This window comes from Streptomyces sp. ITFR-6 (genome assembly GCF_031844725.1).
Taxonomy (GTDB): domain Bacteria; phylum Actinomycetota; class Actinomycetes; order Streptomycetales; family Streptomycetaceae; genus Streptomyces.
In genome coordinates, this window is sequence record NZ_CP134612.1 from 1,543,022 (window position 1) to 1,567,735 (window position 24,714).

26 protein-coding genes are annotated in these 24,714 nt (G+C 71.5%); 16 read left to right on the forward strand and 10 right to left on the reverse strand.

Annotation, left to right across the window (positions count from 1 at the left end; translation table 11 throughout):
* Positions 1 to 5 precede the first annotated feature (5 nt).
* On the reverse strand, positions 6 to 2,159 hold the full coding sequence (locus RLT59_RS06680; protein ID WP_311302538.1) for a bifunctional serine/threonine-protein kinase/ABC transporter substrate-binding protein: 2,154 nt from the start codon (positions 2,157 to 2,159) through the stop codon (positions 6 to 8).
* A 48-nt stretch (positions 2,160 to 2,207) separates the two neighbouring features.
* Positions 2,208 to 2,987, reverse strand: coding sequence for a hypothetical protein (locus RLT59_RS06685; RefSeq protein WP_311302539.1), 780 nt, complete (start codon positions 2,985 to 2,987; stop codon positions 2,208 to 2,210).
* A gap of 592 nt (positions 2,988 to 3,579) precedes the next feature.
* Between RLT59_RS06685 and RLT59_RS06690 the strand changes: the two genes are divergently transcribed.
* The 3 genes from RLT59_RS06690 to RLT59_RS06700 all read left to right on the forward strand — a co-directional run bounded on the left by RLT59_RS06690 (position 3,580) and on the right by RLT59_RS06700 (position 4,573).
* Positions 3,580 to 3,783 (forward strand): hypothetical protein, encoded by a 204-nt coding sequence (locus RLT59_RS06690; protein WP_311302540.1) that lies wholly within the window; start codon positions 3,580 to 3,582, stop codon positions 3,781 to 3,783.
* A gap of 149 nt (positions 3,784 to 3,932) precedes the next feature.
* Complete coding sequence (locus tag RLT59_RS06695) at positions 3,933 to 4,055, forward strand: cupredoxin domain-containing protein (protein WP_311302542.1); 123 nt, start codon at positions 3,933 to 3,935, stop codon at positions 4,053 to 4,055.
* A 44-nt stretch (positions 4,056 to 4,099) separates the two neighbouring features.
* Positions 4,100 to 4,573: a hypothetical protein gene (locus tag RLT59_RS06700; protein ID WP_311302543.1), complete on the forward strand. Its 474-nt coding sequence runs from the start codon at positions 4,100 to 4,102 to the stop codon at positions 4,571 to 4,573.
* A gap of 33 nt (positions 4,574 to 4,606) precedes the next feature.
* Here the strand turns inward: RLT59_RS06700 and RLT59_RS06705 are convergent, their stop codons facing one another.
* The 3 genes from RLT59_RS06705 to RLT59_RS06715 form a co-directional block, all read right to left on the reverse strand.
* Entirely contained in the window at positions 4,607 to 5,416 is an 810-nt protein-coding gene (locus RLT59_RS06705) for a hypothetical protein (RefSeq protein WP_311302544.1), read from the reverse strand.
* Between the two features lie 40 nt (positions 5,417 to 5,456).
* The gene (locus RLT59_RS06710) at positions 5,457 to 5,903 is read right to left on the reverse strand and encodes a hypothetical protein (RefSeq protein ID WP_311302545.1); all 447 of its coding nucleotides are present in this window, start codon (positions 5,901 to 5,903) and stop codon (positions 5,457 to 5,459) included.
* A 148-nt stretch (positions 5,904 to 6,051) separates the two neighbouring features.
* Complete coding sequence (locus tag RLT59_RS06715) at positions 6,052 to 6,504, reverse strand: MarR family winged helix-turn-helix transcriptional regulator (protein WP_311302546.1); 453 nt, start codon at positions 6,502 to 6,504, stop codon at positions 6,052 to 6,054.
* Positions 6,505 to 6,697: 193 nt separating this feature from the next.
* Between RLT59_RS06715 and RLT59_RS06720 the strand changes: the two genes are divergently transcribed.
* A complete protein-coding gene (locus RLT59_RS06720; protein WP_311302547.1) occupies positions 6,698 to 7,318 on the forward strand; it encodes an L-threonylcarbamoyladenylate synthase in 621 nt (206 codons plus the stop codon).
* 38 nt (positions 7,319 to 7,356) lie between these two features.
* Here the strand turns inward: RLT59_RS06720 and RLT59_RS06725 are convergent, their stop codons facing one another.
* On the reverse strand, positions 7,357 to 7,818 hold the full coding sequence (locus RLT59_RS06725; protein WP_311302548.1) for an ATP-binding protein: 462 nt from the start codon (positions 7,816 to 7,818) through the stop codon (positions 7,357 to 7,359).
* Between the two features lie 153 nt (positions 7,819 to 7,971).
* Between RLT59_RS06725 and RLT59_RS06730 the strand changes: the two genes are divergently transcribed.
* The 5 genes from RLT59_RS06730 to RLT59_RS06750 all read left to right on the forward strand — a co-directional run bounded on the left by RLT59_RS06730 (position 7,972) and on the right by RLT59_RS06750 (position 13,950).
* Entirely contained in the window at positions 7,972 to 8,796 is an 825-nt protein-coding gene (locus tag RLT59_RS06730; RefSeq protein ID WP_311302549.1) for a helix-turn-helix domain-containing protein, read from the forward strand.
* A complete protein-coding gene (locus tag RLT59_RS06735) occupies positions 8,793 to 9,041 on the forward strand; it encodes a DUF397 domain-containing protein (RefSeq protein WP_311302550.1) in 249 nt (82 codons plus the stop codon). Before RLT59_RS06730 ends, RLT59_RS06735 begins: the two co-directional genes overlap by 4 nt.
* 267 nt (positions 9,042 to 9,308) lie before the next feature.
* Positions 9,309 to 11,777 (forward strand): GTPase-associated protein 1-related protein, encoded by a 2,469-nt coding sequence (locus tag RLT59_RS06740; RefSeq protein ID WP_311302551.1) that lies wholly within the window; start codon positions 9,309 to 9,311, stop codon positions 11,775 to 11,777.
* Between the two features lie 120 nt (positions 11,778 to 11,897).
* A complete protein-coding gene (locus RLT59_RS06745; RefSeq protein WP_311302552.1) occupies positions 11,898 to 12,356 on the forward strand; it encodes a hypothetical protein in 459 nt (152 codons plus the stop codon).
* A gap of 787 nt (positions 12,357 to 13,143) precedes the next feature.
* Entirely contained in the window at positions 13,144 to 13,950 is an 807-nt protein-coding gene (locus RLT59_RS06750; protein WP_311302553.1) for a hypothetical protein, read from the forward strand.
* Between the two features lie 13 nt (positions 13,951 to 13,963).
* On the opposite strand, the gene msrB is transcribed toward RLT59_RS06750, so the two are convergent.
* The 4 genes from msrB to RLT59_RS06770 all read right to left on the reverse strand — a co-directional run bounded on the left by msrB (position 13,964) and on the right by RLT59_RS06770 (position 17,182).
* On the reverse strand, positions 13,964 to 14,371 hold the full coding sequence (gene msrB, locus RLT59_RS06755) for a peptide-methionine (R)-S-oxide reductase MsrB (protein WP_311302554.1): 408 nt from the start codon (positions 14,369 to 14,371) through the stop codon (positions 13,964 to 13,966).
* Between the two features lie 10 nt (positions 14,372 to 14,381).
* The gene (gene murC, locus RLT59_RS06760; protein WP_311302555.1) at positions 14,382 to 15,776 is read right to left on the reverse strand and encodes a UDP-N-acetylmuramate--L-alanine ligase; all 1,395 of its coding nucleotides are present in this window, start codon (positions 15,774 to 15,776) and stop codon (positions 14,382 to 14,384) included.
* Between the two features lie 41 nt (positions 15,777 to 15,817).
* Positions 15,818 to 16,270 carry an indole-3-glycerol phosphate synthase gene (locus RLT59_RS06765; RefSeq protein ID WP_311302556.1) on the reverse strand — a complete coding sequence of 151 codons (453 nt, stop codon included), beginning with the start codon at positions 16,268 to 16,270 and terminating at the stop codon, positions 15,818 to 15,820.
* A 147-nt stretch (positions 16,271 to 16,417) separates the two neighbouring features.
* A complete protein-coding gene (locus RLT59_RS06770) occupies positions 16,418 to 17,182 on the reverse strand; it encodes a pyrimidine reductase family protein (RefSeq protein WP_311302557.1) in 765 nt (254 codons plus the stop codon).
* Between the two features lie 36 nt (positions 17,183 to 17,218).
* Here RLT59_RS06770 and zapE point away from each other — a divergent pair, with 36 nt between their 5' ends.
* The 7 genes from zapE to RLT59_RS06805 all read left to right on the forward strand — a co-directional run bounded on the left by zapE (position 17,219) and on the right by RLT59_RS06805 (position 24,668).
* Positions 17,219 to 18,313, forward strand: a complete 1,095-nt coding sequence (gene zapE / locus RLT59_RS06775; protein ID WP_311302558.1) for a cell division protein ZapE — start codon at positions 17,219 to 17,221, stop codon at positions 18,311 to 18,313.
* Between the two features lie 84 nt (positions 18,314 to 18,397).
* On the forward strand, positions 18,398 to 18,823 hold the full coding sequence (locus tag RLT59_RS06780) for an OsmC family protein (protein WP_073734893.1): 426 nt from the start codon (positions 18,398 to 18,400) through the stop codon (positions 18,821 to 18,823).
* A gap of 194 nt (positions 18,824 to 19,017) precedes the next feature.
* The gene (locus RLT59_RS06785) at positions 19,018 to 19,878 is read left to right on the forward strand and encodes a polyphosphate polymerase domain-containing protein (protein WP_311302559.1); all 861 of its coding nucleotides are present in this window, start codon (positions 19,018 to 19,020) and stop codon (positions 19,876 to 19,878) included.
* On the forward strand, positions 19,875 to 20,552 hold the full coding sequence (locus RLT59_RS06790) for a DUF4956 domain-containing protein (protein ID WP_311302560.1): 678 nt from the start codon (positions 19,875 to 19,877) through the stop codon (positions 20,550 to 20,552). The genes RLT59_RS06785 and RLT59_RS06790 overlap by 4 nt, the downstream gene beginning before the upstream one ends.
* Complete coding sequence (locus RLT59_RS06795) at positions 20,549 to 22,201, forward strand: CotH kinase family protein (protein WP_311302561.1); 1,653 nt, start codon at positions 20,549 to 20,551, stop codon at positions 22,199 to 22,201. Before RLT59_RS06790 ends, RLT59_RS06795 begins: the two co-directional genes overlap by 4 nt.
* A gap of 206 nt (positions 22,202 to 22,407) precedes the next feature.
* A complete protein-coding gene (locus RLT59_RS06800; RefSeq protein WP_311302562.1) occupies positions 22,408 to 23,127 on the forward strand; it encodes a response regulator transcription factor in 720 nt (239 codons plus the stop codon).
* Positions 23,124 to 24,668, forward strand: a complete 1,545-nt coding sequence (locus tag RLT59_RS06805; RefSeq protein ID WP_311302563.1) for a sensor histidine kinase — start codon at positions 23,124 to 23,126, stop codon at positions 24,666 to 24,668. Before RLT59_RS06800 ends, RLT59_RS06805 begins: the two co-directional genes overlap by 4 nt.
* Positions 24,669 to 24,714 lie beyond the last annotated feature (46 nt).

Sequence of the window (24,714 nt, forward strand, 5' to 3'; positions counted from 1 at the left end):
CCGGATCAGGTCTTTTCGGCCTTCGGCGCGGCGCCGAGGTGGACGAAGCGCCCGTCCCGCACTCCGTAGAGGTAGGCGTCCGCGCCCTTGAGCCGGTGCAGTTCGTCGAAGGCGTAGGTCCGGGAGACGCCCTTGTACGAGGATCCGGCGATCTTCGCCACGAGGGCGGTCCGGGTCGGCCGCACGGGCTTGGCCCCGCTTCCGGCGAGGGCGGTGACGGCGGCGGTCACGAGCCCAGCCGCGTCGTACGCCTCCGCCGCCCAGTACGCGGGGGCGGAGCCGTAGGCCGAGCGGTGGGCGGCGGCGAACTTCTCGGCGCCGGGGGCCGTGGCGTCGGTGTAGGGCGCGGTGAACTCCCAGCCTTCCGCGGCCGGTCCGGCGTCCTTGAGGAAGCGCGGCTGCATGGCCGTGTGCATGGCCATCCGGGGGCCCTTGAAGGGGGTGCCGCCGAGCGCGCTCGCGGTGCGGGCGGCCCCGGCCGCGTCGCCCGCGTAGAAGAAGGCGTCGCTGTCGTGCTGGAGCATGTCCTCGATGACCGGGGCCAGGTCCTTGGTCCCGGCGGGGACCACGCGCGGGTAGGTGGTCCCGGTGGTGATGATGCCGGTCTGCATGTTGGTGAGGTAGCCGACCTGGTAGGCGGACTGGCCGCCGACCCGGTCGAGCAGCACCCCGAGCCGTTCGACGTCCGGCCGGAGCACCAGCCTCCGGATGACGGGCGCGCACAGCACGCCGTCGGACGGGACCGCCTGGAAGAACGACTTCTTGGAACCGGCCCGGTAGGTCAGCAGCATCGAGGAGACGGTGATGATCGGCAGCATCGCCTCGTCGTAGGTGGTGAGGACCGCCTCCGTGGTCTGGTCCCCGGTGGGGCCCACCACGGCGAGTACATCGCGGTCGCGGGTGAACTGTGCGGCGGCCCGGACCGCGCGGGCGGTGTCGCCGCCGTCGTCGATCGCCTTGACGGTCAGGGTGAACGGCTTGTCCGTACGGGAGTTGAACTGGTCGACGGCCAGCCGCACCCCGCGCTCCTGGGCCCGTCCGGCGGCGCTCTGCGGGCCGGACAGGTCCGCCTGGACGCCGATGGTCCAGGCCCGTTCGCCGGACTTGGCCGCCCCGGCGCCGGAGTCGTCGTCGCGCAGCCATTCCCGTACGGCGAATCCGCCGCCTGCCGCGATGACGGCCCCGGCGCCCGCGAGCAGCAGTCTTCGCCGGCCGGGACGGGCCTCGGGCGGCGGCGCTCCCCGGTCGGGGACGGTGGGTTCGATGCCGGGCAGGTCGAGCATGGCGGCGGACCGGGCGGCTATCAGCGCCACGACATCGTCCGGCAGCCAGTCGATGGAGCCGTTCGGCGCGTCCTCTGTGATCCGGGTGTCGAGTTCGGCCGCGGTGGGCCGGTCGGACGGCTCCTTCGCGAGGAGCGCGCCGAGCAGTTCGCGGAGTCCGGGGTCCTGGACCCCTTCGAGGTCGGGTTCGTCGTGCACGGTCCGGTAGAGCAGCGCGTCGACGGCTCCGCTGCCGAACGGCGGCCGTCCGGTCGCGGCGTACGCCAGGAGGCAGCCGAGGGAGAAGACGTCGCTGGCGGGTCCGGCCGCCGTGCCGTCCCCGGAGGCCTGTTCGGGCGAGAGGAAACCGGGGGTGCCGACCACGAGGTCGGCGGCGGTGAGCGCGGTGGCGTCGGTGGCCCGCGCGATCCCGAAGTCGATCAGGCGCGGCCCGTCGACCGTGAGCAGCACGTTGCCCGGCTTGACGTCCCGGTGGACGAGTCCCGCCGTGTGTACGGCGGTCAGGGCGCGGGAGAGCAGTCTGCCGAGCACCCGGACGCTGCGGGCGGGCAGCGGCCCGCACCGCGCGACGGCCTCCGACAGCGCGGGCCCCGGCACGAACGCCGTGGCGAGCCAAGGGCGTTCACCCTCCGTCTCGGCACCGGTGACCGCGACCGCCCAGGGGGTCTCCACCCGGCGGGCGGCCTCGACCTCGCGGCGGAACCGGGCCCGGAACTCCTCGTTCTCCGCGAACTCCGGGAGGATCACCTTGATCGCGGTCAAGGCTCCGCCGTCCGCGCGGCCGAGGTAGACGACGCCCATGCCGCCGGCGCCGAGCCGTCCGAGCAGCCGGTGTCCGCCGATCGTCGAGGGGTCTGCGGGACGCAGCCGTTCCATCACGCTCTCCGCTCTCTCAGCACTAAGCCTTCTCAGCTCCGAGCTCTCTCAGCTCTGCTTCTCGACGGCCGACTTGAGCCGCAGCAGCATGGCTGCCTGGGCCTGGTTCGTCAGCTCGTCGAGTTCCTCTTCGGTCCGCCCCTTGGCCCCTTTCCCGGTCACCGCCACGGTGAACTGGAGGGCCTGGGCCTGCTGCCAGACGTACGGGAAGGGGCCGCCGAGCGTGGAGCTCCTGTACTGCCCGATCTCGGTCAGCGCGTCCGCGGAGTTCACCTGGCCGCCTTCGCCCTGCGGCAGGGTGGCGGCGACCAGCGAGCCGATCAGTTCGCCCTTCCGGAGCTGCTGCGTGGGGCAGCGCATCGTCTCCTCCACCGATTCCGCCATCTCCCACTGCGCGCCCTCGCGGCTGCGGTGCACGGTGACGACGGCGGAGAGCCGTACCGGCCCCTTGCCGGCTGCGGCGGGCACCTCGAAGGAGCGGCTGCGGGTGGCCAGCACGCTCGACAAGGGCTTCTGCTGCTCCCAGACGCAGTCGGTGCCGAGGACCGGCCAGGTGGCCGGGTCGCTCTCGTACGGGCTCCACCTGGTCACGTCGGGCCCGAAGCTGGCGGGGTCCGCGATGACCCGGTCGATGAAGTCGAGCGCCTCGCCGCGGGACGTGGGCAGCCTGGCCGGGTCCGCCTCGATGTCGCCCGTGTCCTCGATGCCCGAGCTGGTGTCCGGGGCCGGTTCGGAGGAGGCGCCACCGGTCGCCCGGGTGCTCCTGCCCTCACCGCCCGGACTCCCGCCCCCGCCGGAACACGCCACCAGCACCAGCGGAGCCAGCACCAGCACTCCGTACCTGTGTATCGGCCCGCCGTACGCCACGATCCGCCACCCCGTCTCCCCGAAGACCACCCTGATCCTATGATCACGGGCCCGTTCGGGGCGGCGGTACGCCAAACTGTTGCACCATCAAGACGGTTTCGGTGCGGCTCACTTACCGTTGCGCGCGGCGCACCGGGGACGGGAAGCACGCACGGTCCGCCGATCGGGTGACGCCCTCGTGGACGGTCGCCCGGCCCGCTACCCGAACAGCTCCGCCCCGATGGCCCGCCCCCGGGGCCCGCGGTCCACTGGGGCCGACCGTCCCACTCGTGCGGGCGGCCGGAAGACCGAGGAGTCCCGTCGAAACGCCACACCAGGACGGCCGCAGTGCTGGCCTCCGCGACTCTGCTGGCCGCCGCGGCAGCCGGATGTTCCGGGAGCGGATCCGACAGCGGCGGCTCCGCCGGTACGGACACGGGCGGCCTGAACAACGCCCGCCGGACCGACGCGCCCGCCGCCGCTTCCACGTCGCCCAGCTCCGTCCGGGTCCCCTGCCCCGACGGTCTCTCTCAGGAAGGGCACGTACGGCAGGACCCTGGCGAACGAGAAGAAGATGACGCTCTACGTCCAGGTGACCTACAACGGCCGCCCGCTGTACCTCTTCGACGAGGACAAGAAGCCCGGCGACGCGAAGGGCCGGGGCCTCGACGCGTTCGGCGCCAAGTGGTACGTCGTCAGCACCAGGGGCAAGCAGGTCACCACCACCGCCACAGCGACGCCGACGAGCAGCAGCAGTGGCACCGGCAACGGGTACTGACCCCCGCCGCTCCGCCCCACGCATCCCCGCAGACGCCATGCCGTTCCCGTTCCGGCCCGCCAAGCGGACCGTCGCGCCCAGTACGCGGACCGCCGTGCCGAACGACGACACGACCACGCACACGATGACGGCGACCAAGGGAAAGGTTGTTGGGCACCGGCGACATCGCGCCGGGCAAGTCGGCCACCTTCACCGCCCCGTCGAATGCCGGCGCGTACCCGTACGACTGCACGATCCACCCCTTCATGACGGGGACCCTCACCGTCAAGTGAGCCCCGGACGCCGCCCGACGGCCACCGGCGCGAATGGAGCCGCAATGTCCGCAGAACTCCCCGTCACACCGGACGCCCGTTCGCACGGCGGCGGCTCCGGCCGCCTTCCGCGCGGTGCGGCCCGGGTGGTCGCCGCGGCCGGTCTCGCCGTGGACGCCTATGTGCACGCGCACCTGGCCGGGCGGTACGACGCCGTCGTGGCCGACATCAGCCAGGGCACGCTGTTCCGCATCGAGGCGGCCATGGCGGCACTGGCCGCGCTCCTCGTCCTGGTCTGGCGCCGGTGGCCGGCCGACCTGTTCGCCTGGTCGGTCGCGACCGGCGGACTCGCGCTCCTGCTGATCTACCGGTACGCGGACATCGGTGCCTGGGGGCCGTTCCCGAGCATGTACGAACCGGCCTGGTTCACCGAGAAGCGGGTCACCGTCGTGGCCCAGGCGGTCGCGATGGTAGCCACGGTGTACCTGCTGCTCTTCCGACCGAGGCCCTCCCGGACCCGCGACGTCCGCCCGCACTGACCACCCGGCTCCCGGGTACTCCGGCGGTACGGCTCAGACATCCGGGGAGACCGTGACGATGACCGGGCCGGAGAGCCCCGTCACCGCCCGGACCGAGTCCGCGAACACTTCGGTCGCCCAGGCGGCCACATCCGTCGACCACTCGCGCGCCTCGCAGCGGTAGGCGAGCGCACGCCGCAGCCCCTCTGCCTGCACCACTCCGGCGAGGGGCCGCGCCAGCCCCGGGGTCTGCACCGTGACGGGCTTGAGAGGCTCGACCGCCAGGTGCCCATAGGTGCGTTCGAGCGCCGCGTCGCGGATCTCGGCTGCCCGCGCGCCGAGGTTCGCCGACGGCAGGGCGGACACGGTGACGGTCAGCGAGGCCGCACCCGACGGGTCGGCGAGGGCGAACCAGTCCGCCACCTCCGCGAGTTCGACGCGGGCGTCACCGGCACGGTGCAGCGGCACGAGGGCGTGCGTGCCGGTGAGGCGGACGGTCCCGACGCGGCGCAGCGCGTCCGAGAGGACCGTGATGACTGGCAGCACCGGGAGGCGGCGGGCGCGCTGCCGCTTCCCCGGGGTGTTCGAGGGCCGGGGAAGCGACGACTGCAGCCAGGCCAGCTGACGGACCTGCCCGTCCTGCGTCCAGTCGCCGTCCGCGTCGTTGTGGTCCCAGAGGTTCTCCGCAGGCCTGTCCGTAAGGACCGTGGAGCTCCAGGCGTAGGCGGATGCCCGCTTCACGGCGAGGCTGAAGACGTCTTCCTCAAGGTCGAACTCGGCGCTCACGCGGTCGATCCAGGGGTGCCGGTCCAATACCCCGTGGAGCCCCACGATGAGGGTGGCGCCCGGATCGGTGTCACTCATGGTCGTACTCCTGGATCGAGCGGGTGTTGGCACCAGGGAATCAGACGCCGCACTTGACGGTGACCGGCTTGGTGTACGCCTTCTCCGGCGAGTCGGCCACCCCGATGAGATCGACGTCGATCTTGGTGCGCCACTGGCGCTTGCTGCGGTTCGCGCACTTCTTGCGCGCGACGACCCGGCGGGCGCTGCCGCCGTTGCCGGACTTGAGGTTCTTCGCGTTCCTGGCGACCGAGTGCCACTTCTTTCCGGACTTCATCTGCAGCCAGATGGTGACCTTGGCCTTCGTACCCGGGCCGCTGACATGGGTCCACCAGGCGTGAGCCGACGCCGTGCGTGGCGGGGTGCTCGAAATGTGGACGCGGTCGCCATTGGTGACGAAGACGCCGGGGCCCTTCGCGGTGGCCGGGGCGGCCGTCGCGGGGACGACGGAGCCCGCGAGCAGCGCGGTGGTCAGAGCCGCCGACGTCAAGAAGGTGCGCGTGCGCATGGTGTGGAGTCCCCCGTCCTCGTGGGCGGTCGGCAGGAGTGGTGCCGTCCGCGCACACATCACGCTAGGGGGAGGTCTCGTCGCGACGCAATCACACAAATGATGGTGATTCAGCGACTCTTCTCATGCGTCCCGAAAGGCCGTCGGATCAGGACTTGTCGCGCGGCCAGGGCCGTCCGTCGAGGCGCTCGATGCCGCGGTTGAGCCGGGCCAGGCTGTCCGCGAGCTGGCTCGCCTCCTCCGGCGTCCAGTCGGCCAGCAGCGCTCCGAGGCCCTCCAGGTTCTCCGACCGGTCCCGGTACAGGCGCCGCGTGCCCTCCTGGGTGATGACGAACTTCCGGGCGATGCCGCCCTCCGGGTCGGGGATGCGCTCGACGACACCGGCCCGCAGCATGGCGGCGGTCTGCCGGTTCAGCGTGGAGGCGTCCAGGCCGAAGGCGTCGCGCAGGTCACCGATGGACATCGGGCCCTCGACCTGGATACGGCTGAGGAGGATGTAGGCACTCCGGTCCAGCCGTCCGCCGCCCCGGGAGGCGAGCAGGCTCATATGGCGGCCGAGAAGCATGGTCTCGAACTCGATCCGGTCCACAGGCATGTCCACGTGAGGCTTCCTTCGACTGCGAGTGCGGGCCCGCCTCCCTGCGGGGAAGGCCGCCTCTCTGTACAGATATACCACGGATTGTATGCATGCTGCATTGAATATGCATGACACACCACCAGTGCACGATACACATCGGTTGCACGATGCATCCCACCTGCGGGCCGGACCGCCCGCGCGCCCGTAGACTCGCTGGATGGCGAAGTATTTCGATGTACACCCCGAAAACCCCCAGCGGCGCACCATCAGCAACGTGGCCGACAGCATCCGCTCCGGCGCGCTCGTCGCGTATCCGACGGACTCCTGCTACGCGCTGGGATGCCAGCTCGGCAGCCGTGACGGCATCACCCGCATCCGCGCGATCCGCAACCTCGACGACCGCCATCACTTCACGCTCATGTGTCAGAACTTCGCCCAGCTCGGGCAGTTCGTGCACATCGACAACGACGTGTTCCGCACGATCAAGGCGGCGACGCCCGGTCAGTACACCTTCATCCTTCCGGCGACGAAGGAGGTGCCGCGCCAGCTGCTGCACCCGAAGAAGAAGACCGTGGGCGTCCGCATCCCCGACCACGCCGTCGTCCAGGCCCTGTTGGGTGAACTCGGCGAGCCGCTGCTCTCCAGCACCCTGCTCCTGCCCGACGAGGAGGAGCCGATGACCCAGGGCTGGGAGATCAAGGAGCGGCTCGACCACGAGGTGGACGTGGTGGTCGACTCCGGCGACTGCGGCACGGAGCCGACCACTGTCATCGACTTCTCCAGCGGCGAGCTGGAGATCGTGCGGCGGGGAGCGGGCGACACGTCCCGCTTCGAGTAACCGGGCCGGCGCGTAACCAGCGGGAGCGGCAGCCCGGTTCAGTACACCAGGTCCAGTTCCACACCGACCGTCTTCCCCGGTACGCGATCCAGCACCGCCCACCGGTCCGCCAGCGCCTCGACGAGGACCAGCCCGTACCCGCCGCCCGACCCGGGCGGCGGCTTCACGACCTCCCCCGGGCCGGGCGGGCGGCGCTCACCCCGGGTGTCGGACACCTCGATCCTGAGTCTGCCCAGCACCTCCGGGCATCCGGCGATCATGCCGAGCAGCAGCTCGAAGTCCCTTCCCGGTACGCGGCCGTGCGTCGCCGCGTTGGCCGCCAGCTCGGCCACCAGCAGCGCGGCCGTGCCGGACACGTCGGAGCGGTACGGGATGCCCCAGACGTTCAGCTGATGAACGGCGAGTCTGCGGGCGAGCCGCGCCCCTCGGGGCGTGGAGCTGAACCGCTGCACGAACAACCTCTCGGTGCGCGGCGGGTGGGGGGTGACGGGTGCTTCCATGCGGGTCAGCCTGCTCGGCGGGAGCCCAGGCGACCAGCCACAGAACCCGTACGCTCGGTCAGCGTACGGGTACGGAGCGTGGACAGTGTGGATCACGACGCGTGACCATGGACGGGTTGCGGATCGGGGACAGCACGCGAAAGGCGGCCGCGCATGACCGACGAACCCGAGTACTCGGAGAGCCTCAAGTCGTTCGGAGAGGTACTCAAGGTCCTGCGCAAACGGACCGGGCTCACCCAGGAGCAGTTCGCCCCGATGGTGCGGTACTCGGTGCCGATGGTCGCCTCGATCGAGCAGGGCCGCAGGTTTCCGCCGCCGCTCTTCGTGGAGCGGTCCGAGTCCGTGCTCGACGGCCTAGGGGTGCTGAAGGCGGCGGCGAAGCATCTGTCGCGGCGGCCGGGGCTGGCGAACTGGTTCCGCCAGTGGGCGCAGCTGGAGCAGGAGGCGATCGCCCTCTACACGTACGAGTGCCGCGTGGTCCCCGGGCTGTTGCAGACCGAGGCGTATGCGCGTGCTATCTACTTGAGTGTTCCACCCCCGCCAAATGAAGACGAGATAAACGAGAGGATCAGCGCGCGCCTGGCGCGTCAGGAATTGCTCTCAACGAAGCGCAGGCCACCCAGAACATTCAGCTTCATCATCGAACAAGCAGTACTGGAACGTCAGACTGGCGGCGTGGATGTCACACGCGAGTTACTCGACCACGTGATCGAAACAGCCGAGCGCCACTGGAACGTCGAGCTGCAGATTATGCCGCTCAGGCAGCCGATACACGCAGGGTTGGACGGACCGCTCCAACTCCTGGAAACGCCTGAGAATCGATGGTTTGCATACTCGGAGGGCCAGGACACCGGCCAGCTCATCTCCGATCCGAAGGTGGTCAGCCTTCTGCACCAGCGGTATGCCAAGATGCGCTCGCAGGCTCTTACCCCGGAGGACTCCTTGAGCCTGCTGCGGCAGATGCGAGGAGCATTATGAGCAGCACCACCGAACTGGCCTGGTTCAAGAGCAGCTACAGCGGCGGCTCCGGCGACGACTGCGTCGAAGTCGCCCTGTCCTGGCACAAGTCCAGCTACAGCGGATCACAGGGCGACTCCTGCGTCGAGGTCGCCACCTGCCCCACCACCGTCCACATCCGCGACTCCAAGGTGCACGAGGGCCCGCAGCTCGCCCTCGCCCCCGCCGCCTGGACCCGGTTCGTCGGCTACGCCGTTCAGGGCTGAGGGTCCACCCCCGGGCCGGGTGACCGGCCCTCAGGTACGGCAGGCGCTCGTCCCGGTCGGCGCCGGTGAAAGCTGTCGCCGACCGGGACGCCCGCCCCCCGCCCCGGCTTCTCGCCGCAAGCGCACGCGGGTACTTGATAGCGTCGCCCCAGCGACTGCGGAACTCTCCCCGCCGGGGTCGTCGCTCTGCCGGGTCGGCGCTGCCACCACGGACGGCGGGTGCGGGTGGCAGGGGACCTTCATGGCAGGGACGAAGAGAGCCGACGCATGAGCCTCGCGCAGTTGCACTACACCTCCGCAACGGCCGGGGACGGACCCGAGAGCGGCGAGGACGCGGAGATACCCGCCCGTTTCACGGCGGTGGACGCGGCGATACCCTCGGCAGCGCTCACCGAGGCCGGCCCGCTCCTGGCGTACGAGCCACCGGCCGGCACCGCCCGCCAGGTCACCGAGAACGCGCTGCGCGCGCTGCCCGAGTCGCTCAGTTTCAGCGTGCTGTCCGACGGCAGCCATCTGCTGGCCCGGACCGTGCCCGTCCGCACCGCGCAGCTGTCCTCGCTGCGCTTCCACGCCCACGCGGTCCACCTCCCCGCCGGCACGCGGCTGCCGGGCGGGATGCTCCCGATCACCGCCTGCCGCTCCGCCCGTTGGGCCGCCGCGACCCCGGACCGGGTGCCCGCCGTCGACCCGGTCACCGCTCTGTCCGTCGCGACGGGCCGCACCGGTGACCGTGAGGGGCTCAACGACTTCGCCGTCTCTCGCGGCCCCTGGCTCGCGGGCGTGCTGGCCGATCTGCGCCGGCTGAGCGAGCCCGCCGAGTCCGTGAAGGTCGTGCTCGTCGAGCGGCAGAGCGCTGACGTGGCCCGGTGGATCGCGCTGGCCGCCGCCGTCCTGCCGCCTTCGAGCGCCGAGCGGCTGACCTTCACCACGTACACCCGGCACCCGGAGCGTGCCCCGCAGCGCGTCGTCGGCGTACTGCCGCAGGACGCGCACGAGCTGTCGGGGCCCGGGTTCCGGGTGCACACCTGCACCGGTCCGCGCCCGGAGGGGACGGTGGACGACGCCTGGGCCGAGACCGCGGCCCGGATCTGGCGGAGCCGCACCCCGGAGCTGTTCCGGGAGGCGGCCGAGCTGCCCGGCGAGCCGTTCGCGGCCGGCCCGGTCGCGGTGACGGCCCTGTGCGCGGGCATCGCACTGGGCCCGTGCGGCCGCGCCGCGGCCGCCGGCTGGGCGGCCGAGCGCCCCTACGCGCTGGACGCGAAGCGCACCCGGCAGCTCGTCGACGCACTGACCTCGGCAGGGGTCGACGACCGCACCGGGGCCGAGTTCGACGCCGCGGGGCGGCTGTTCGCCGCGCTGGACGGCCGCTCCCCCGCGACGACCACCGCCCCGCTGGCCGCGATGCTGGTGACGGAGGCGGTACGGGGCGGGAACGGTTCGGTGGAGCTGCCCGGCCGGACGGCCTTCAGCGGTCCGCAGGGCGCGGCCGTCGCCGCGGTGCTCGGCCCGGAGATCGTCACCGAGCTGAGCGGACCGGGGGCCGGGCAGGACGTGGCCCGCACCGTGCAGCTGCTCCGGGTGGCCCGGCTGCTCGGGGTGGACTGCGCGGAGCTGCTGCCCGGCGTCGTGCGGCGGCTGGCGTCCGCCCTCCTCGCGGACACCCGCGACGCGGCCGCGCCGGACTCCCCCGGCTGGGCGCCCGCGCTGCTGGAGCTGATGGACGAGCAGTTCGACGTACGTACGGCGTTGCTCGGCGCACTGGACCGGATCGCTCCGGAGGACCCGGCCGGGGCGGAGCGGCTGCTGGGCCGGGTGGCGCTGCCGTTCACCGGTACGCAGCTGCTGCCGCACCTGCGGATGTGCGCGGAGGCGCCCGAAGCCAAGGCTGCCTGCGGCGACGACCGGGTGGGCGCGGTGCAGCGGGTGCTGCGGGCCGCCGGAATGTCACCGTTCGCGGAGCCGCTGGTACTGCGGACGGCGGTGGGTCTGGTGTGGGAGGAGGGCGCTCCGACGGTGGCCGAGGCCCGCCTGCTGCTGGAGGCCGCGACGTCCGACGCCCACCGGACGGCAGGCACCTGGTCGCACCTGGTCGCCGCCGCGCTGAACGCCCCCGCGGAAGAGGAGGAGGCGCCCCAGCTCGCTCACGACCTGCTGCGCGGCTTCCCGCAGGAGATCACGGGCCGGGAGCGCGGGGCCCTGCTGTTGCTGGACTTCGCCCGCGAGCTGCGCTCCGGGTCGGCGGAGCCGGAGTGGGCCCAGCGGGTCCGCGCGCTGCGGCCGGGCGCGGAGCCGGTGGAGCCGGGGGTGCTCGGCCACGCCTTCGGCGCCCTGGCCGGGCGGCTGCTCGCCCCGGACGGGCCGGAGGCCGAGCTTTACGCCTTCGCGCACAGCGCCGACGCGGATCTCATCGCCGCGTACGACCGGGCCGCGCACGGCCCCGACGTCCGGGCCCGGCTGGCGGCGGACCCCGGCTACGCGGCCGGCTGCTTCGCCGTCTGGACGGCCCACCCGCACGCCGGGACCGAATGGAGCCGGATCACCGCCGCCCTGCTGGAGGAGGTGCTGCGCCCCGCTGTGCGCGCACTGTCCGCCGACGGGGTCGCGGCCGTGGAGGAGGCCGTCGGACGCTCCGGCAGCAGCGGCCGGGCCGAGGCCTTCCGGGACTGGAACCGCCGCAGCCAGGGCACCCTGGGCCGGCTGGGCAGGCGGCTCGCGGGCCGGGTCCGCCGGGGCTGACGTCCGCCGGGCGCGGGCGGGCCCCGGAGTGTCGCGGGCGCCTCACCGCGCCCGGTAACCTGAGGCCTACCGATCTCGTGGGCCACCTGGCGGGCTGCGTGACACCCCCAGGAGGAACAGATGACGACGAACCGCGGGCGCAAGGACGTGATCCGGGACCGGATGGCCGCGACCGGTGAGTCGTACAACGTGGCCGCCCGCAACCTCAAGGCGATGAAGGACATGGGCGCCACGCGCGAGGCCGTCCTCACCCAGCGGTGGCGCCCGGCCGAGTCCCTCGACGTGCCGTGCCCGTGCGGCGGCACCTGCGAGCCCGGCGAGACGTGCGAGCGGTGCCACGCCCGGCACCGGCACGTGGCGCGGTACCCGGGAAGCGCCACCGAGGTGGAGACCTGGGTCGACCGCTACGAGTGCACCGGCTGCCCGGCCTCGTACACGCTGCTCGTGGAGCTGCCGGGCCGGCCCTGGGGTGTGGCGGAGACGGTGATCCAGGGCGGTTCGGCCGAGGAGGTCGTGCGGGCCCGGGTCTTCCCCGGCGTGGTGCACCCGCTGCTGAAACCGGAGACCGACGAAGCCTGAGCTTCACGCGAGGGGGATCTCCGACCCGGCGGGTTTCCGGGCCGGTCGCTGCGTAGGCTTCTGCCCCGGGAGCCGTGGGGCACACCGCCGGGTCGCGACGCCCCGGACACGACGATCGAAGGGGGCGCTCGGTGCGCGGAGAGGTGCTCGAAAGCCGCTACCGGCTGGTGGAGATGCTCGGGGCCGGAGGTATGGGCCAGGTGTGGAGGGCGGTCGACACACGGCTCGACCGTGACGTGGCCGTCTAGGTCATCACCCAGAGCCCCCTCGCGACCAGCCAGTCGGCCGCCCGGTTCCGCCAGGAGGCACGGGCCACCCCGCGTCTGACCCACCCGCGCATCGTGACCACTCACGACCACGGCGAGGCGGCCGTCGCGGGACACCAGGTTCTCTTCCTGGTCATGGAGCTGGTCCCCCCGGCCGCTCCATGGCCTCCTTCACCGCCACGGAACGGCGGAGCGTCGAGTCGGTGGTGGCCTGGGGGCTCCAGATCTGCGCCGGCCTCGCGGCCGCCCACCGTGCGGGCGTTGTCCATTGGGACAACGAACCGGCGACCGGACTCTCGACGGGCGCAGCGACCTCTACTCGCTGGGCTGCCTGCTGTACGAACTCCTCGCGGGCAGACCGCCCTTCGAGGGGGCCGGATGGTCGGTACTGGCCCAGCACCTCAACGGGACGCCGGACCCGCTGAGGAGCCTGCGCCCCGACGTTCCGGCCGCTCTCGACCACCTGGTCATCTCCCTGCTGCGCAAGGACCCGGACCATCGGCCCGCCAACGGCCGAAGAGGTGTCGGAGCGCCTGCGCGGTGTGCCGGCCGGCTCCGGGGACGGGCCTCCCGGGATCCCCGGGGTCCGGGAGCTCGCCGCTGCCCCGACGGTCGACGCGCCTCGCGCACCGGTGGCCGGGCCCCCGCGCGGACCGGCACCGGCACCTGCTGCGGCACCGGAGCCGGAGCCGCAGCAGGTCGCTCCGCAGCCCGCCCCGGTGACCGAGCCGGACGCCGCCCCCGCGCCCGCCGTGGCACAGACGATCCCCGGGGCCGGACGGGTACCGGCCTGGAGCGGACTGCTCGCCACCGGCGCCCTCTGGTCCCAGTTCGCCCTGCTGACCGGCTGGTCCCCGGTCTGGACCGTGTCCCCGTGCCTGCCGGTCTTCCTGGTCGCCATGGCGGCGGCCTACATGGGGGCGCCGACCGTCGCACCGGACGACAAGACGGACGCGGACACCGGTCTGCTGCTCATGGCGATGCTCTGCACCGTGCTCGCCGTCGTGTTCCTGCTCATCTGGCCGCCGTCGCCCTGGTGGACAGCGCTGCTGTCGGGCGTGCTCGGCGTCCCCGCGCTGTTCTTCATCGGCCTGGGACTGCGCAGGGCGGTCGGTACGGTGGCCCGCAGGGCACCGTGGCACACGGCGGCCGGCACGGCCGGCGGTCTGCTCAACGGCGTCGTGCTGGCCGGCCTGCTGGCCACCGGGAACGATGTCTCCGTACGTCTCGCGCTCGCGGCCGGTGCGGGGGCCTGGGCGGTCTTCTCGCTCGTGGCCACCCTGCTGATGCCCCGCGCCGGGGCATCAGCGATGGTTCGGGCGCACTGACCCGCGCCTCGGCTCAGTTTCCGTCCGGCGTGAGCCGCAGCGAGATCGAGTTGATGCAGTACCGCTGGTCCGTGGGGGTCGGGTAGCCCTCGCCCTCGAAGACGTGGCCCAGGTGCGAGCCGCAGCGGGCGCAGCGGACCTCGGTGCGGACCATGCCGTGGGTGCGGTCCTGGATCAGTTCGACCGCGTCGCTGTCCTTCGGGTCGTAGAAGGACGGCCAGCCGCAGTGCGACTCGAATTTCGTGTCGGAGCGGAACAGCTCCGCGTCACAGGCGCGGCAGGAGTAGACGCCCGTCGTCTTGGTGTCGGTGTACTCGCCGACGAAGGCGGGTTCGGTGCCGGCCTGGCGCAGCACCGCGTACTCGGCGGGGGACAGCTGCGCCCGCCACTCCTCGTCGGGCTTGTCGATGTCGTACGGCACGGTGGCTCCCTCAGCTCGACAGGTGGTCCAGGATCTGCGGGCCAAGGTCCGTGACGTCGCCCGCTCCCATGGTGAGAACGAGATCGCCGGGCTTCGCCATTCCCGCGACGGCTTCGGGGACCTTCGCCTTGTCGTGGACGGCGGTGACGTCGGCCCCGGCAGCCCGCGCGGCGTCGATGATCAGGGTGCTGGTGATGCCGGGGATCGGGTCCTCGCGGGCCGGGTAGATGTCCAGCACCACGGAGGCGTCGGCCAGCGCGAGGGCCTGCCCCATCTCGGTGCCGAGCTCCTGGGTGCGGGAGAAGAGGTGGGGCTGGAAGACGACCAGGAGGCGGGCGTCGGAGGCGGCGCCGCGCATCGCTTCGAGGTCGGCGGTCATCTCGGTGGGGTGGTGCGCGTAGCTGTCGATGACCTGGACGCCGGCCGCCTCGCCCTTGAGCTGGAGTCGGCGCTTGACGCCGGTGTACTTGCCGAGGGCCGAGGCCAGGTTGTGCGCCGGGATGCCGAGGGCGACGCCGGCGGCGAGGGCGGCCACGGCGTTGAGCGCGTAGTGGCGGCCGGGTACGGAGACGGTGAAGGTGAGGTACTTCCCGTTCAGGACGACGGTGACCTCGCTGGTCAGGCCGCGCTGGTTGATCTTCTGGACGCGTACATCGGCGGTAGCGGCCTCGCCGTAGGTGACGACCTTGAGCGCCGACTGGTCGCGCACCCGGCGGGTCAGCTCGACGGCACCGGCCTGGTCGGCGGAGATCACCAGCGTGCCGTCGGGGACGATCTTGCCGACGAAGGTCTCGAAGGAGTCGTAGATCTCGTCCATCGACGCGTAGTTCGCGTGGTGGTCCAGCTCGACGTTGAGGACGATCGCGACCTCGGGGTCGTACTTCTGAAAGCTGCGGTCGCTCTCGTCGGCCTCGGCGACGAAGATCTCGCCCTCGCCGTGGGTGGCGTTGGTGCCGGGTCCGGCGAGGTCGCCACCGATCGCGTACGAGGGATCGAGGCTCAGCTCGGTCAGGGCGACGGCCAGCATCGAGGTGGTGGTCGTCTTGCCGTGGGTGCCCGCGACGGCGATGGGCCGCGCGCCCTCCATCAGCGAGGCGAGCGCGTCGGAGCGGTGCACGACGGGGATCGAGAGCTCCCCGGCGCGCACCAGCTCCGGGTTGTCCGCGCGGATGGCACTGGAGACGACCACGCAGGTGGCGTCGTCCGCCAGGTGCCCGGCGGCGTGCCCGATGTGGACGGTCGCCCCCAGCGCACGCAGCGCCCCGGCGGTGGGCGACTCCTTGGAGTCGCTGCCCGCGACCTTCGCGCCGCGACTGGTGAGGATCTTCGCGATGCCCGACATTCCGGCGCCGCCGATGCCGATGAAGTGCGGCCGTTCCATGGCGGCAGGAATACCGGGTGCCATGCGTGTGTCTCCCAGGGTCGGTACGGGTGGGGCCTCCCAGCCTATTCGCTGTGCGCGAAGAGCTTGAGCACCGGTACGCCGACCTTGTGCCGGGCGCGGGACGCCCAGTCGCGGTGGAAGAACTCCTCGACGTAGTGCGGCGCGGTCAGCACGATGACCTCGTCGGCCTCCGACTCCTCGACCACGGAGGTGAGCTTGTCCAGGGGGTGGGTCTCGATCACTTGTCCGACGGCTTCCGAGCCCGACTGGCGCAGGGCCTCCAGGGACACTTCGAGCGCCAGTTCGGCAGACGCCCTGGCGTTCCTGCCCTCTGGTTCCTCGCCCTCACGGGCCGCTTCCTTCAGTTCGCCCATCGCCAGGTCGTCGATGGCCCGCAACAGCACATCCGCCTGGTCGCCTCGTGGCTGCATCAGCACGACGAAGGAGATCTGCTCCTCCCCGTGCAGGGTGGTGACGAACTCGACGTCCTCGGAAGTGAGGGGCTTCTCGATCATCAAAACGCTGGTGAACACCACAGGCGCCCTTCTGCTTCAGTGACCGTCGCCGGCCACTGCTGAAACCATCCTTCCCCGCGCTCGCACGGGGTCCGCGTTCCATTCTGCCCACCGAACGCTAACCGGAACGGTGTATTCCGCTGATTGTCAGATCCGACGGTACCGAGAGAAGAGGAACCCGGCCTCTTCCAGCACCGATGCCAGGGCGAATCGTTCCGGCACAGCCACCGACGGGCCGTCCGCGATCCGCTGGGCATCCCCGGCGGTCAGCATCGGCGCCAGCGTCAGGCACATCTCGTCCAGCACGCCCGCCGCCACGAACTGACCGAGCAGCCTGGGCCCGCCCTCCGTCAGCAGCCGCCGGTGGCCCAGGCCCGCCAGCTCCCGTACGGCCCTGGCGGGGTCCACCCGGGACCCCTTCCCCGCGATGACCACCTCCGCGCCCGCCGTCCGGGCCGCCGCGATCCGGTCCGGCGGCGCGCCCGCACCGGTCAGCACGAGCGTCGGGACCAGCGGCGAGACGAAGAGCGGGAGGGAGAAGTCCAGGTCCAGGCTGCCGCTCACCACGGCGACGGCCGGTGCGGGCCCCTGACCGGCCGCCTCCCGCCGGGCCGCGAAGACCTCCCGGGCGCGGGCGGGCCGGTACCCCTCCAGCCGTACCGTCTCCGCGCCCGCGATCACCACGTCCGCGAGCCCCCGCAGGGTGCCGAAGATCCGCATGTCGCTCGCGCAGGAGATGGGCTGGGAGCGGCCGTCGTGCTGGGCGGCCCCGTCGAGCGTCGACACCATGTTGGCGCGCAGCCAGGGGCCGTCCGTATCCGGGTAGGCGTAGGCGTCGGCGAGGGCGTCCAGGCTCCACTCGCCCCGGTCCTCAGCCGCTGTCAGGTCCGTCACAGGGAACAGGCGTCGCATGTCAGGCAGTCTGGCACGCCCGTAAGGTAGACAGTTGTGTCGTCCTCCCACGCCGTGCCGGGGCCCAGCCCCATAGCCGAAACGGCCCCGCTGTCCCTGTGCGCCCTCGAACCGCGTGTGCCCGCCGACCGGCTGGTCGCGGAGATGGTGCCGCCGCCGCGCTTCGATTCGGTGCGCTTCGATACGTACGTCCCCGACCCGAACCAGCCGAGCCAGGTCGAGGCGGTCGAGGTCCTGAGCGACTTCGCCGCCGGGCTCGGCGGGGCGCACGCCTCGGGTGAGGGCAAGCGCAAGTGGTTCGGCCGGAAGGCCTCGGCGGCGCCCGGCACGCCGCGCGGGGTCTATCTGGACGGCGGCTACGGCGTCGGCAAGACCCATCTGCTCGCCTCGCTCTGGCACGCCACGCCCGCGGCGCCCTCCCTCAAGGCCTTCGGCACCTTCGTCGAGCTGACCAACCTGGTCGGCGCGCTCGGTTTCCAGCAGACCGTGCAGACGCTGAGCGGGCACCGGCTGCTGTGCATCGACGAGTTCGAGCTCGACGACCCGGGCGACACGGTGCTGGTCTCCTCGCTGCTGAGCCGGCTGGTCGAGGCGGGGGTGGCGCTGGCCGCGACTTCCAACACGCTGCCGGGCAAGCTCGGTGAGGGCAGGTTCGCCGCCGCCGACTTCCTGCGCGAGATCCAGGGGCTCTCCTCGCACTTCCGCCCGCTGCGCATCGACGGCGAGGACTACCGGCACCGCGGTCTGCCCGACGCCCCGCCGCCGTTCTCGCAGGAGCAGGTCACCCGGGCCGCGTACGCGACGGAGGGCGCCAGCCTGGACGACTTCCCCGCGCTGCTCGACCACCTGGCCCGCGTCCATCCGAGCCGCTACGGCGCGCTGACGGACGGTCTGCGGGCGGTGTGCCTCACCGAGGTGCGGCCGGTGCCCGACCAGTCGACCGCGCTGCGGCTCGTGGTGCTCGCGGACCGGCTGTACGACCGGGAGGTTCCGGTCCTCGCCGCCGGGCTGCCGTTCGACCAGTTGTTCAGTGAGGAGATGCTGAACGGCGGGTACCGGAAGAAGTACTTCCGGGCAATCTCCAGGCTGACGGCACTGGCGCGCGACGCAAAGGGACTGGTGGCGCAGTAGGTTCGGGGGCGTAACACCGGCCGGGCACGACGGAGTGCCCCGCCATCCCCGTACAACCGCGCATTCCGTTTGAAGGGATCCAGCATGGCTACCACGCGTCAGGCGCACACGGTCTGGGAAGGCAACCTGATCGAGGGCAAGGGCGTCGTCACCCTCGATTCCTCGGGGATCGGGGAGTACCCGGTCTCCTGGCCGTCCCGCGCGGAGAAGGCGAACGGCAAGACCAGCCCGGAGGAGCTCATCGCGGCGGCGCACTCCAGCTGCTTCTCGATGGCGCTGTCCAACGGTCTGGCCACGGCCGGTACCCCGCCCACCCGGCTGAACACCCAGGCCGAGGTCACCTTCCAGCCGGGCACCGGCATCACGGGCATCCACCTCACCGTCGAGGGCGAGGTGCCCGGTCTCGACGAGGCGGGCTTCGTCAAGGCGGCAGAGGACGCGAAGGCGAACTGCCCGGTGAGCCAGGCGCTGACGGGCACGACGATCACACTGAGCGCGTCGCTCGCCTGAGCAGTCCCCTGTGCCCCCGGAGGCCGGCCACGGCCGCCTCCGGGGGCACTGCCGTTCGCACTCCGGCTGCGTTCACCTTCCAGCCATCTTGAATCCTCCCGCAATACACCCGGGTTTTTCATCACTTCCTCATCCGTCGTTGGTTGCGTATCGCGGGCCGGCCGGTCCGGCACGGACGACGAAGGAGGCACGCGGTGTCGCAACCCGACACGGCTCCGCTGCACGTGGCGAGCAGACTGCACGCGTTCAACAGATATGAGCTCAAATACCTGGTCCCGGTGGATCAGGCCGCCGAGTTGCGCGACGAACTCGCGGAACGAATGGACCGCGACCTGAACAGTCCGGTCGGCGGATACGGCGTGTGGAGCCTGTACTACGACTCGCCTCAACTGCGGTTCTACTGGGAGAAGATCGAGGGTCTGAAGTTCCGCCGCAAGCTGCGCATCAGGCACTACGGCGAACCGGACGGAGTCACGGACGACTCCCCCGTATGCGTCGAGATCAAGCAACGCGTCAACCGGGTCACCCAGAAGCGCCGCATCACACTCCCCTACGGCACGGCCCGTCAGCTCTGCGACGGGCGGGAGATGGTGGAGCACACGGCGAAGGAGCGGGCTTTCATCCATGAGGTGCTCGACCTCATCGTGCGGCTGAACCTGCGCCCGACGGCGATCACCGGCTACCAGCGCGAAGCTCTGGTGGGGCGCGCCTCGGACACCGGCCTGCGGGTCACCTTCGACCGGCGCATCCGGGGCCGCGACCGCGACTTCCACTTCGGGCAGACGAATCCGGAAAACCGGTTCACTGTCCCGCCGCACCTGTCGGTGATGGAGATCAAGGTCAACGAGCGCACACCTCACTGGATCACCGACCTGGCGGCCCGGCGCAACCTCAGCCTCATCCGGGTCTCCAAGTACGTCCAGTCCATCGAGGCGTTCGGGCTGGCGCCCCGTTCCATCTTCCATCTCGACGAGACGGCCTTCCCGCCGCCCGCCACCCCCCTCGACACGCGGCTGCCGGCTCAGGAGTCGCCGGTGAAAGCAGGAGCACAGTGAATTTCGATCTGCAGGAACTCAGCGGAACGTTCAGCGTCACCGACGTCGTGGCGGCGATGGTGCTGTCCTTCGTTCTGAGCACGGTGATCGGCTACGTCTACCGATACACCCACCGGAACGTGTCCTACAGCCAGTCCTACGTCCAGACCCTCGTGATCATCGGCATGATCGTCGCGCTGATCATGCTGGTCGTCGGGTCCAACCTGGCGCGGGCGTTCTCGCTGGTCGGCGCGTTGTCCGTGGTCCGGTTCCGGAACGCGGTCAAGGAGACGCGGGACGTGGGCTTCATCTTCCTGGCCATGGCGATCGGCATGGCCTGCGGCGCGCGCTTCTACACGCTCGCGGCGGTCGGCGCGGTCGTCATCTGCGTGATCATCGTGATCATGCACAAGTTCGACTGGTTCGCCCTGAACGTCCAGCGCCAGGTCGTCAAGGTCCAGGTCCCGGCGGGCGAGGACTACACCCCCGGCATACGTGACGTCCTGATCAAGTACACGACCGAGTTCGAACTCGTGAGCACCGAGACGATCCGCGGCGGAGCCTTGAACGAGGTGTTCTACACGGTCCGCATGAAGAAGGGCACCGAGCCGGGAGATCTGGTCAGCGCCTTGCAGGAGCGAACCTCCGGGCAGCGGGTCACGGTCCTGACCGGTTACGACACCACCGACCTGTGAGCCCCGTCGACGGCACGCCCCGGGCGCGGCGGCTGCACGACCGCGTCCCCGTACGGCTGCGCCACCATTGGAAGCCGGCCGGGGCCCTGTGCGCCGGACTCGCGGTGATGCTCTACGCCTTCGGCGACGCCCGCATCTCCCCGTACGTCACCTCCGCCTCGCGGGTGGAGGCCAACGCCATCACGGACGACGTCAGGGGCACTGTGGGGCTGTATGACACATCCGTGCGGCACTCCGTGCAACTGGAGTACCAGCAAACCGACTTCGACAAGATGATGAAGGAGTTCAAGAAGGACGGAACCAAGGACTCGATCCCGGCGGACCTCACCATCGACGGGGTCTTCCTCCAGGACGTCGGCATCCGCCTCAAAGGCAACTCGACCCTGATGTCCCTGCGGGGCAACCGGGGCGGTGGCCCGGGAGGCGGGCGGGGCGGCGGCCCGGGAGGCGGGCAGATGCCGGACCTCCCCGCGGCCGGCGGCCGGGCGGACGGTGGTGACACGCCTGCCGACGGCGCGGCCGGCGCACGGGGCGGCGCACGGGGCGGTGGGATGACGCAGTACAACCTGTCCGCCGACAAGCCCGAGGAACTCCCCTGGCTCATCAAGATCGACGAGTACGTGGAGGGACGCGCCTACCAGGGCGAGCGCGAGATCTCGCTCCGCCCGGGCAGCAACGCCCAGGTGCCGGTCAACGAGGCACTGTCCCTCGCGCTGATCGACGGGACGGGCGAGCCGGCCGAGCGCTACAGCCTCTCGTCCCTGAAGGTCAACAACCGTCCGACGGCCGTACGGCTCATGGTCGAGAACCCCGACACGGAGTACGCCGAGGCCGTCGAGGGCGAATCCGTGGTCTACAAGGCCAGGGCGGGCGGCACGTTCGACTACCAGGGCGACGACCCCTCGAAGTACGAGACGTCCTTCCGGCAGCTGAACAAGGTCGGCAGCCAGGATCTCGAACCCGTGATGAAGCTGACCAAGTGGGTGGAAGAGTCCTCGGACACGGAGTTCGCCGAGAACCTGGACAAGCACGTCGATGTCGACTCGCTCGCCCACTACATCGCGGCGCAGAACCTGCTGATGAACTTCGACGACATGGCGGGCCCTGGGAAGAACTATTTGCTCGGGTACGACCTGAACACCAAGAAGTTCTCGGTGCTGGGCTGGGACTACAACCTCACCTTCAGCGGGGACGTGACCGCCGGGCCGGACGACCAGATGAGCATGGGCGGCGGACGCGGCGGCGCCGGCGGTCAGGGCGACGACGCCGGCGGCGGGATGCCCGAGGGCATGCCGGAACTTCCCGAGGGCGTGGAGATGCCCGGCCCCGGTGATCTGCCCGGTGCGCCGGACGGTGGTGCGGGTGGGAGCGGCGGCGCGGGTGGCGGCGGCATGCGGTCCGGCCATGCGCTCAAGACCCGGTTCCTCGGCCTCGACGCCTTCGACGATGTCTACAAGAAGGCGTACAAGGACCTGTACGAGAAGTTCTACGCCTCCGGCAAGGCCACGAAGGTGCTCGCGGACCTCACGGAACAGGCGACCCGGGCCGGCCTCTCCGCGAAAGAGGCCAAGGGCGCGGTCGGCACCCTGCGGACCACGGTGACACAGCGGACCGCCGCTCTGGCGAAGGACAAGGAGGTGGCCGGCTGAAACTTCGGCGCGCCCCGGTTGGAAGGCCCCGTCCGCCTTTCGCGCCCCGGGGCGCGCCGACGTGCACCCGGGCCGGTCACGGCCCCTGAACCGTTCCTGTGAAGGCGCACATCTGCGTCCGTTAGCATCGCGCCGCATCCGACCGCACAGCGCCGTACCGCCCGCTGAGCGCCTTTCCCCTCCGACGCCACGAGGTGATCCTTCCGATGGGCGCCCAATCAGCCCGCCCCTGTGTTCTCGTCGTCGAGGACGACCCGAGCATCCGCACTCTGCTCACCACGGCGCTGACCGCGGCCGGGTACAGCGTCGTGCCGGCGGCCGGCGGGCGGGACGCGGTGGAGGAAGCGGGCCGCTGTCACCCGGACCTGATCGTGCTGGACGTGATGCTTCCGGACACCGACGGGTTCGCCGTGACACGTGAGCTGCGGGCCCGGGGCGACTACACACCGGTGCTCTTCCTGACCGCGCGTACCGACATCGAGGACCGCATCATCGGGCTCAGCTCCGGCGGCGACGACTACGTCACCAAGCCCTTCCACATCCAGGAGATCCTGCTGCGGATACGGGCCATCCTGCGCCGCACCGCCGGCTCGCCCCGGCCGCCGGCCGAACAGCCCCCGCTGCGGTACGCGGACCTGAGCGTCGACCGCGAACGGCACACCGTGCACCGGGCCGGTGAATCCGTACCACTCTCCCCCACCGAGTTCCGGCTCCTGGTCTGCCTGGCGTCCCACCCGGAGAAGGTGCTGGAGAAACAGGAGATCCTGCTGGAGGTATGGCAGTACGGCTTCGCCGGGGACACTCGCATCGTCGACACATACATCAAGAGCCTGCGCCGAAAGATCGACCGCGCGGACGTGCCCCTGATCCACACCGTGCGCGGTGTCGGCTACTGCCTGCGGCTGCCCCGCGAGGACGCTCGGTGAACCTCCGGCTGCGTCCCCGCTCCGTTCGCACCCGGCTCGTACTGATCTCCACCGTGCTCGCCACGCTGGCCGTACTGGTGTCGCAGGCGGCCGGGCTGACAGTCATGCGCAGCTGGCTCACCGGCCAGATCGACCACCGTCTCACCCACTTCCGCCCACCGCCCCCGGCCCCCTACGCCCCGGCCGGTGACGAATCCTCGGGCGGCCCGGATCCCGTCCCCCGTGAGGCCTCCCTGCCCTCCGACTACCGGGTCTTTTTCTACGGCTCCGACGGGCGGCTCCGGCCCGATTCGCTGGGCAGCGGCGAAGGCCGCCCCCGGCTGCCGCGCACCGAGGCGACCCTCGCGCTGACGGACGGACGGCCGGCCACCGTCCCCGACCGGCGCGGGACGTCGGACTGGCGGGTGATCGCGGACACCGGCCCCGACGGTCGGCGCGTCGTCGTCGCGCTCCCCCTGGACACCGTCGAGGGCGCCACGTCCAAGCTGCTGTGGTTCAGCCTCGCCATCGGGGCGGCCACCGCGGCAGGTGTCGGGCTGCTCGGCAGCGCTGCGGTCCGCCTGGGACTGCGCCCCCTGGACCGGATGGAACGCACGGCCCGGCGCATCACCGGGGGCGAGTCGGCGCTGGTCGTCACCGACACCGATCCTCGGACCGAGACCGGGCGGCTGGGCATAGCCTTCAACACCATGCTCGACCAGGTGCGGGCCGCCCTGCACCGCAAGGACGCCTCCGAGCAGCGGCTGCGGCGGTTCATGGCCGACGCGGGCCATGAGCTGCGCACCCCGCTCACCTCCATCCAGGGCTTCGCGGAGCTGCTCGTCGAGCAGCCCCGTATCCCGGCCGCGCGCCGGCAGGAGGCCCATGAGCTGATCGCCCGGAACGCGGAGCGGATGAGCCGTCTCGTCGACGATCTCTTTCTGCTGGCCAAGCTGGGGTACGCGCCCGTGGCGCACCGGGAGACGGTGGACCTGCTCTCCCTGGCGGCGGACGGGGTCGGCGCGGCTGTCGTCGCGCATCCCGGCCGGGAGGTGCGGCTGATGCCGCTGGCGGCGAGCGGCCCGGAGGGGCGCCGGTCCGCGCTCGACGTGGTCGAGACGCTGGGCGACACCCACCAGCTCTCCCAGGTGATCGCCAATCTCCTGGCCAACGCCTGTCTCCACACTCCACCCGGCGCGAGCGTCGAGGTCCGGGTCGGCACCGTGCGCACCGGCCCGGACACCGGCGGGACCGACCGGAGGGGTCGCAGCAGTGCAACGGCCGCCCTGCCCCTGGGCATCGCGGTGTGCGTGGTCGAGGTGGCGGACGACGGGCCGGGGCTGGCGCCGGAGGCGGCCCAGCAAGTGTTCGAGCGCTTCTACCGGGGGCCGGCGGGGGCGGGCGGCCCCGAGCCCGGTTCCGGCCTCGGCCTGTCCATTGCCTCCACCATCGCCGAGGCACACCGCGGCCGGCTCGAACTCGACACCCGGGCGGGTCACGGCTCCACGTTCCGTCTGCTGCTGCCCCGGAGCGCCGGACCCGGGCCGGACCGGACGGCATGACAACGTTCGCCGAGGGGCTCGAACGGCCGGCCCGATCTCGACGATG

Excerpts from the sequence above, each read along its gene's own strand:
- RLT59_RS06680 (WP_311302538.1), bottom strand. The coding sequence starts at position 2,159 with ATGGAACGGCTGCGTCCCGCAGACCCCTCGACGATCGGCGGACACCGG.
- RLT59_RS06690 (WP_311302540.1), top strand. The coding sequence starts at position 3,580 with ATGACGCTCTACGTCCAGGTGACCTACAACGGCCGCCCGCTGTACCTC.
- RLT59_RS06700 (WP_311302543.1), top strand. The coding sequence starts at position 4,100 with ATGTCCGCAGAACTCCCCGTCACACCGGACGCCCGTTCGCACGGCGGC.
- RLT59_RS06705 (WP_311302544.1), bottom strand. The coding sequence starts at position 5,416 with ATGAGTGACACCGATCCGGGCGCCACCCTCATCGTGGGGCTCCACGGG.
- RLT59_RS06710 (WP_311302545.1), bottom strand. The coding sequence starts at position 5,903 with ATGCGCACGCGCACCTTCTTGACGTCGGCGGCTCTGACCACCGCGCTG.
- RLT59_RS06720 (WP_311302547.1), top strand. The coding sequence starts at position 6,698 with ATGGCGAAGTATTTCGATGTACACCCCGAAAACCCCCAGCGGCGCACC.
- RLT59_RS06725 (WP_311302548.1), bottom strand. The coding sequence starts at position 7,818 with ATGGAAGCACCCGTCACCCCCCACCCGCCGCGCACCGAGAGGTTGTTC.
- RLT59_RS06730 (WP_311302549.1), top strand. The coding sequence starts at position 7,972 with ATGACCGACGAACCCGAGTACTCGGAGAGCCTCAAGTCGTTCGGAGAG.
- RLT59_RS06735 (WP_311302550.1), top strand. The coding sequence starts at position 8,793 with ATGAGCAGCACCACCGAACTGGCCTGGTTCAAGAGCAGCTACAGCGGC.
- RLT59_RS06740 (WP_311302551.1), top strand. The coding sequence starts at position 9,309 with ATGAGCCTCGCGCAGTTGCACTACACCTCCGCAACGGCCGGGGACGGA.
- RLT59_RS06745 (WP_311302552.1), top strand. The coding sequence starts at position 11,898 with ATGACGACGAACCGCGGGCGCAAGGACGTGATCCGGGACCGGATGGCC.
- murC (WP_311302555.1), bottom strand. The coding sequence starts at position 15,776 with ATGGCACCCGGTATTCCTGCCGCCATGGAACGGCCGCACTTCATCGGC.
- RLT59_RS06765 (WP_311302556.1), bottom strand. The coding sequence starts at position 16,270 with ATGATCGAGAAGCCCCTCACTTCCGAGGACGTCGAGTTCGTCACCACC.
- RLT59_RS06770 (WP_311302557.1), bottom strand. The coding sequence starts at position 17,182 with ATGCGACGCCTGTTCCCTGTGACGGACCTGACAGCGGCTGAGGACCGG.
- RLT59_RS06780 (WP_073734893.1), top strand. The coding sequence starts at position 18,398 with ATGGCTACCACGCGTCAGGCGCACACGGTCTGGGAAGGCAACCTGATC.
- RLT59_RS06800 (WP_311302562.1), top strand. The coding sequence starts at position 22,408 with ATGGGCGCCCAATCAGCCCGCCCCTGTGTTCTCGTCGTCGAGGACGAC.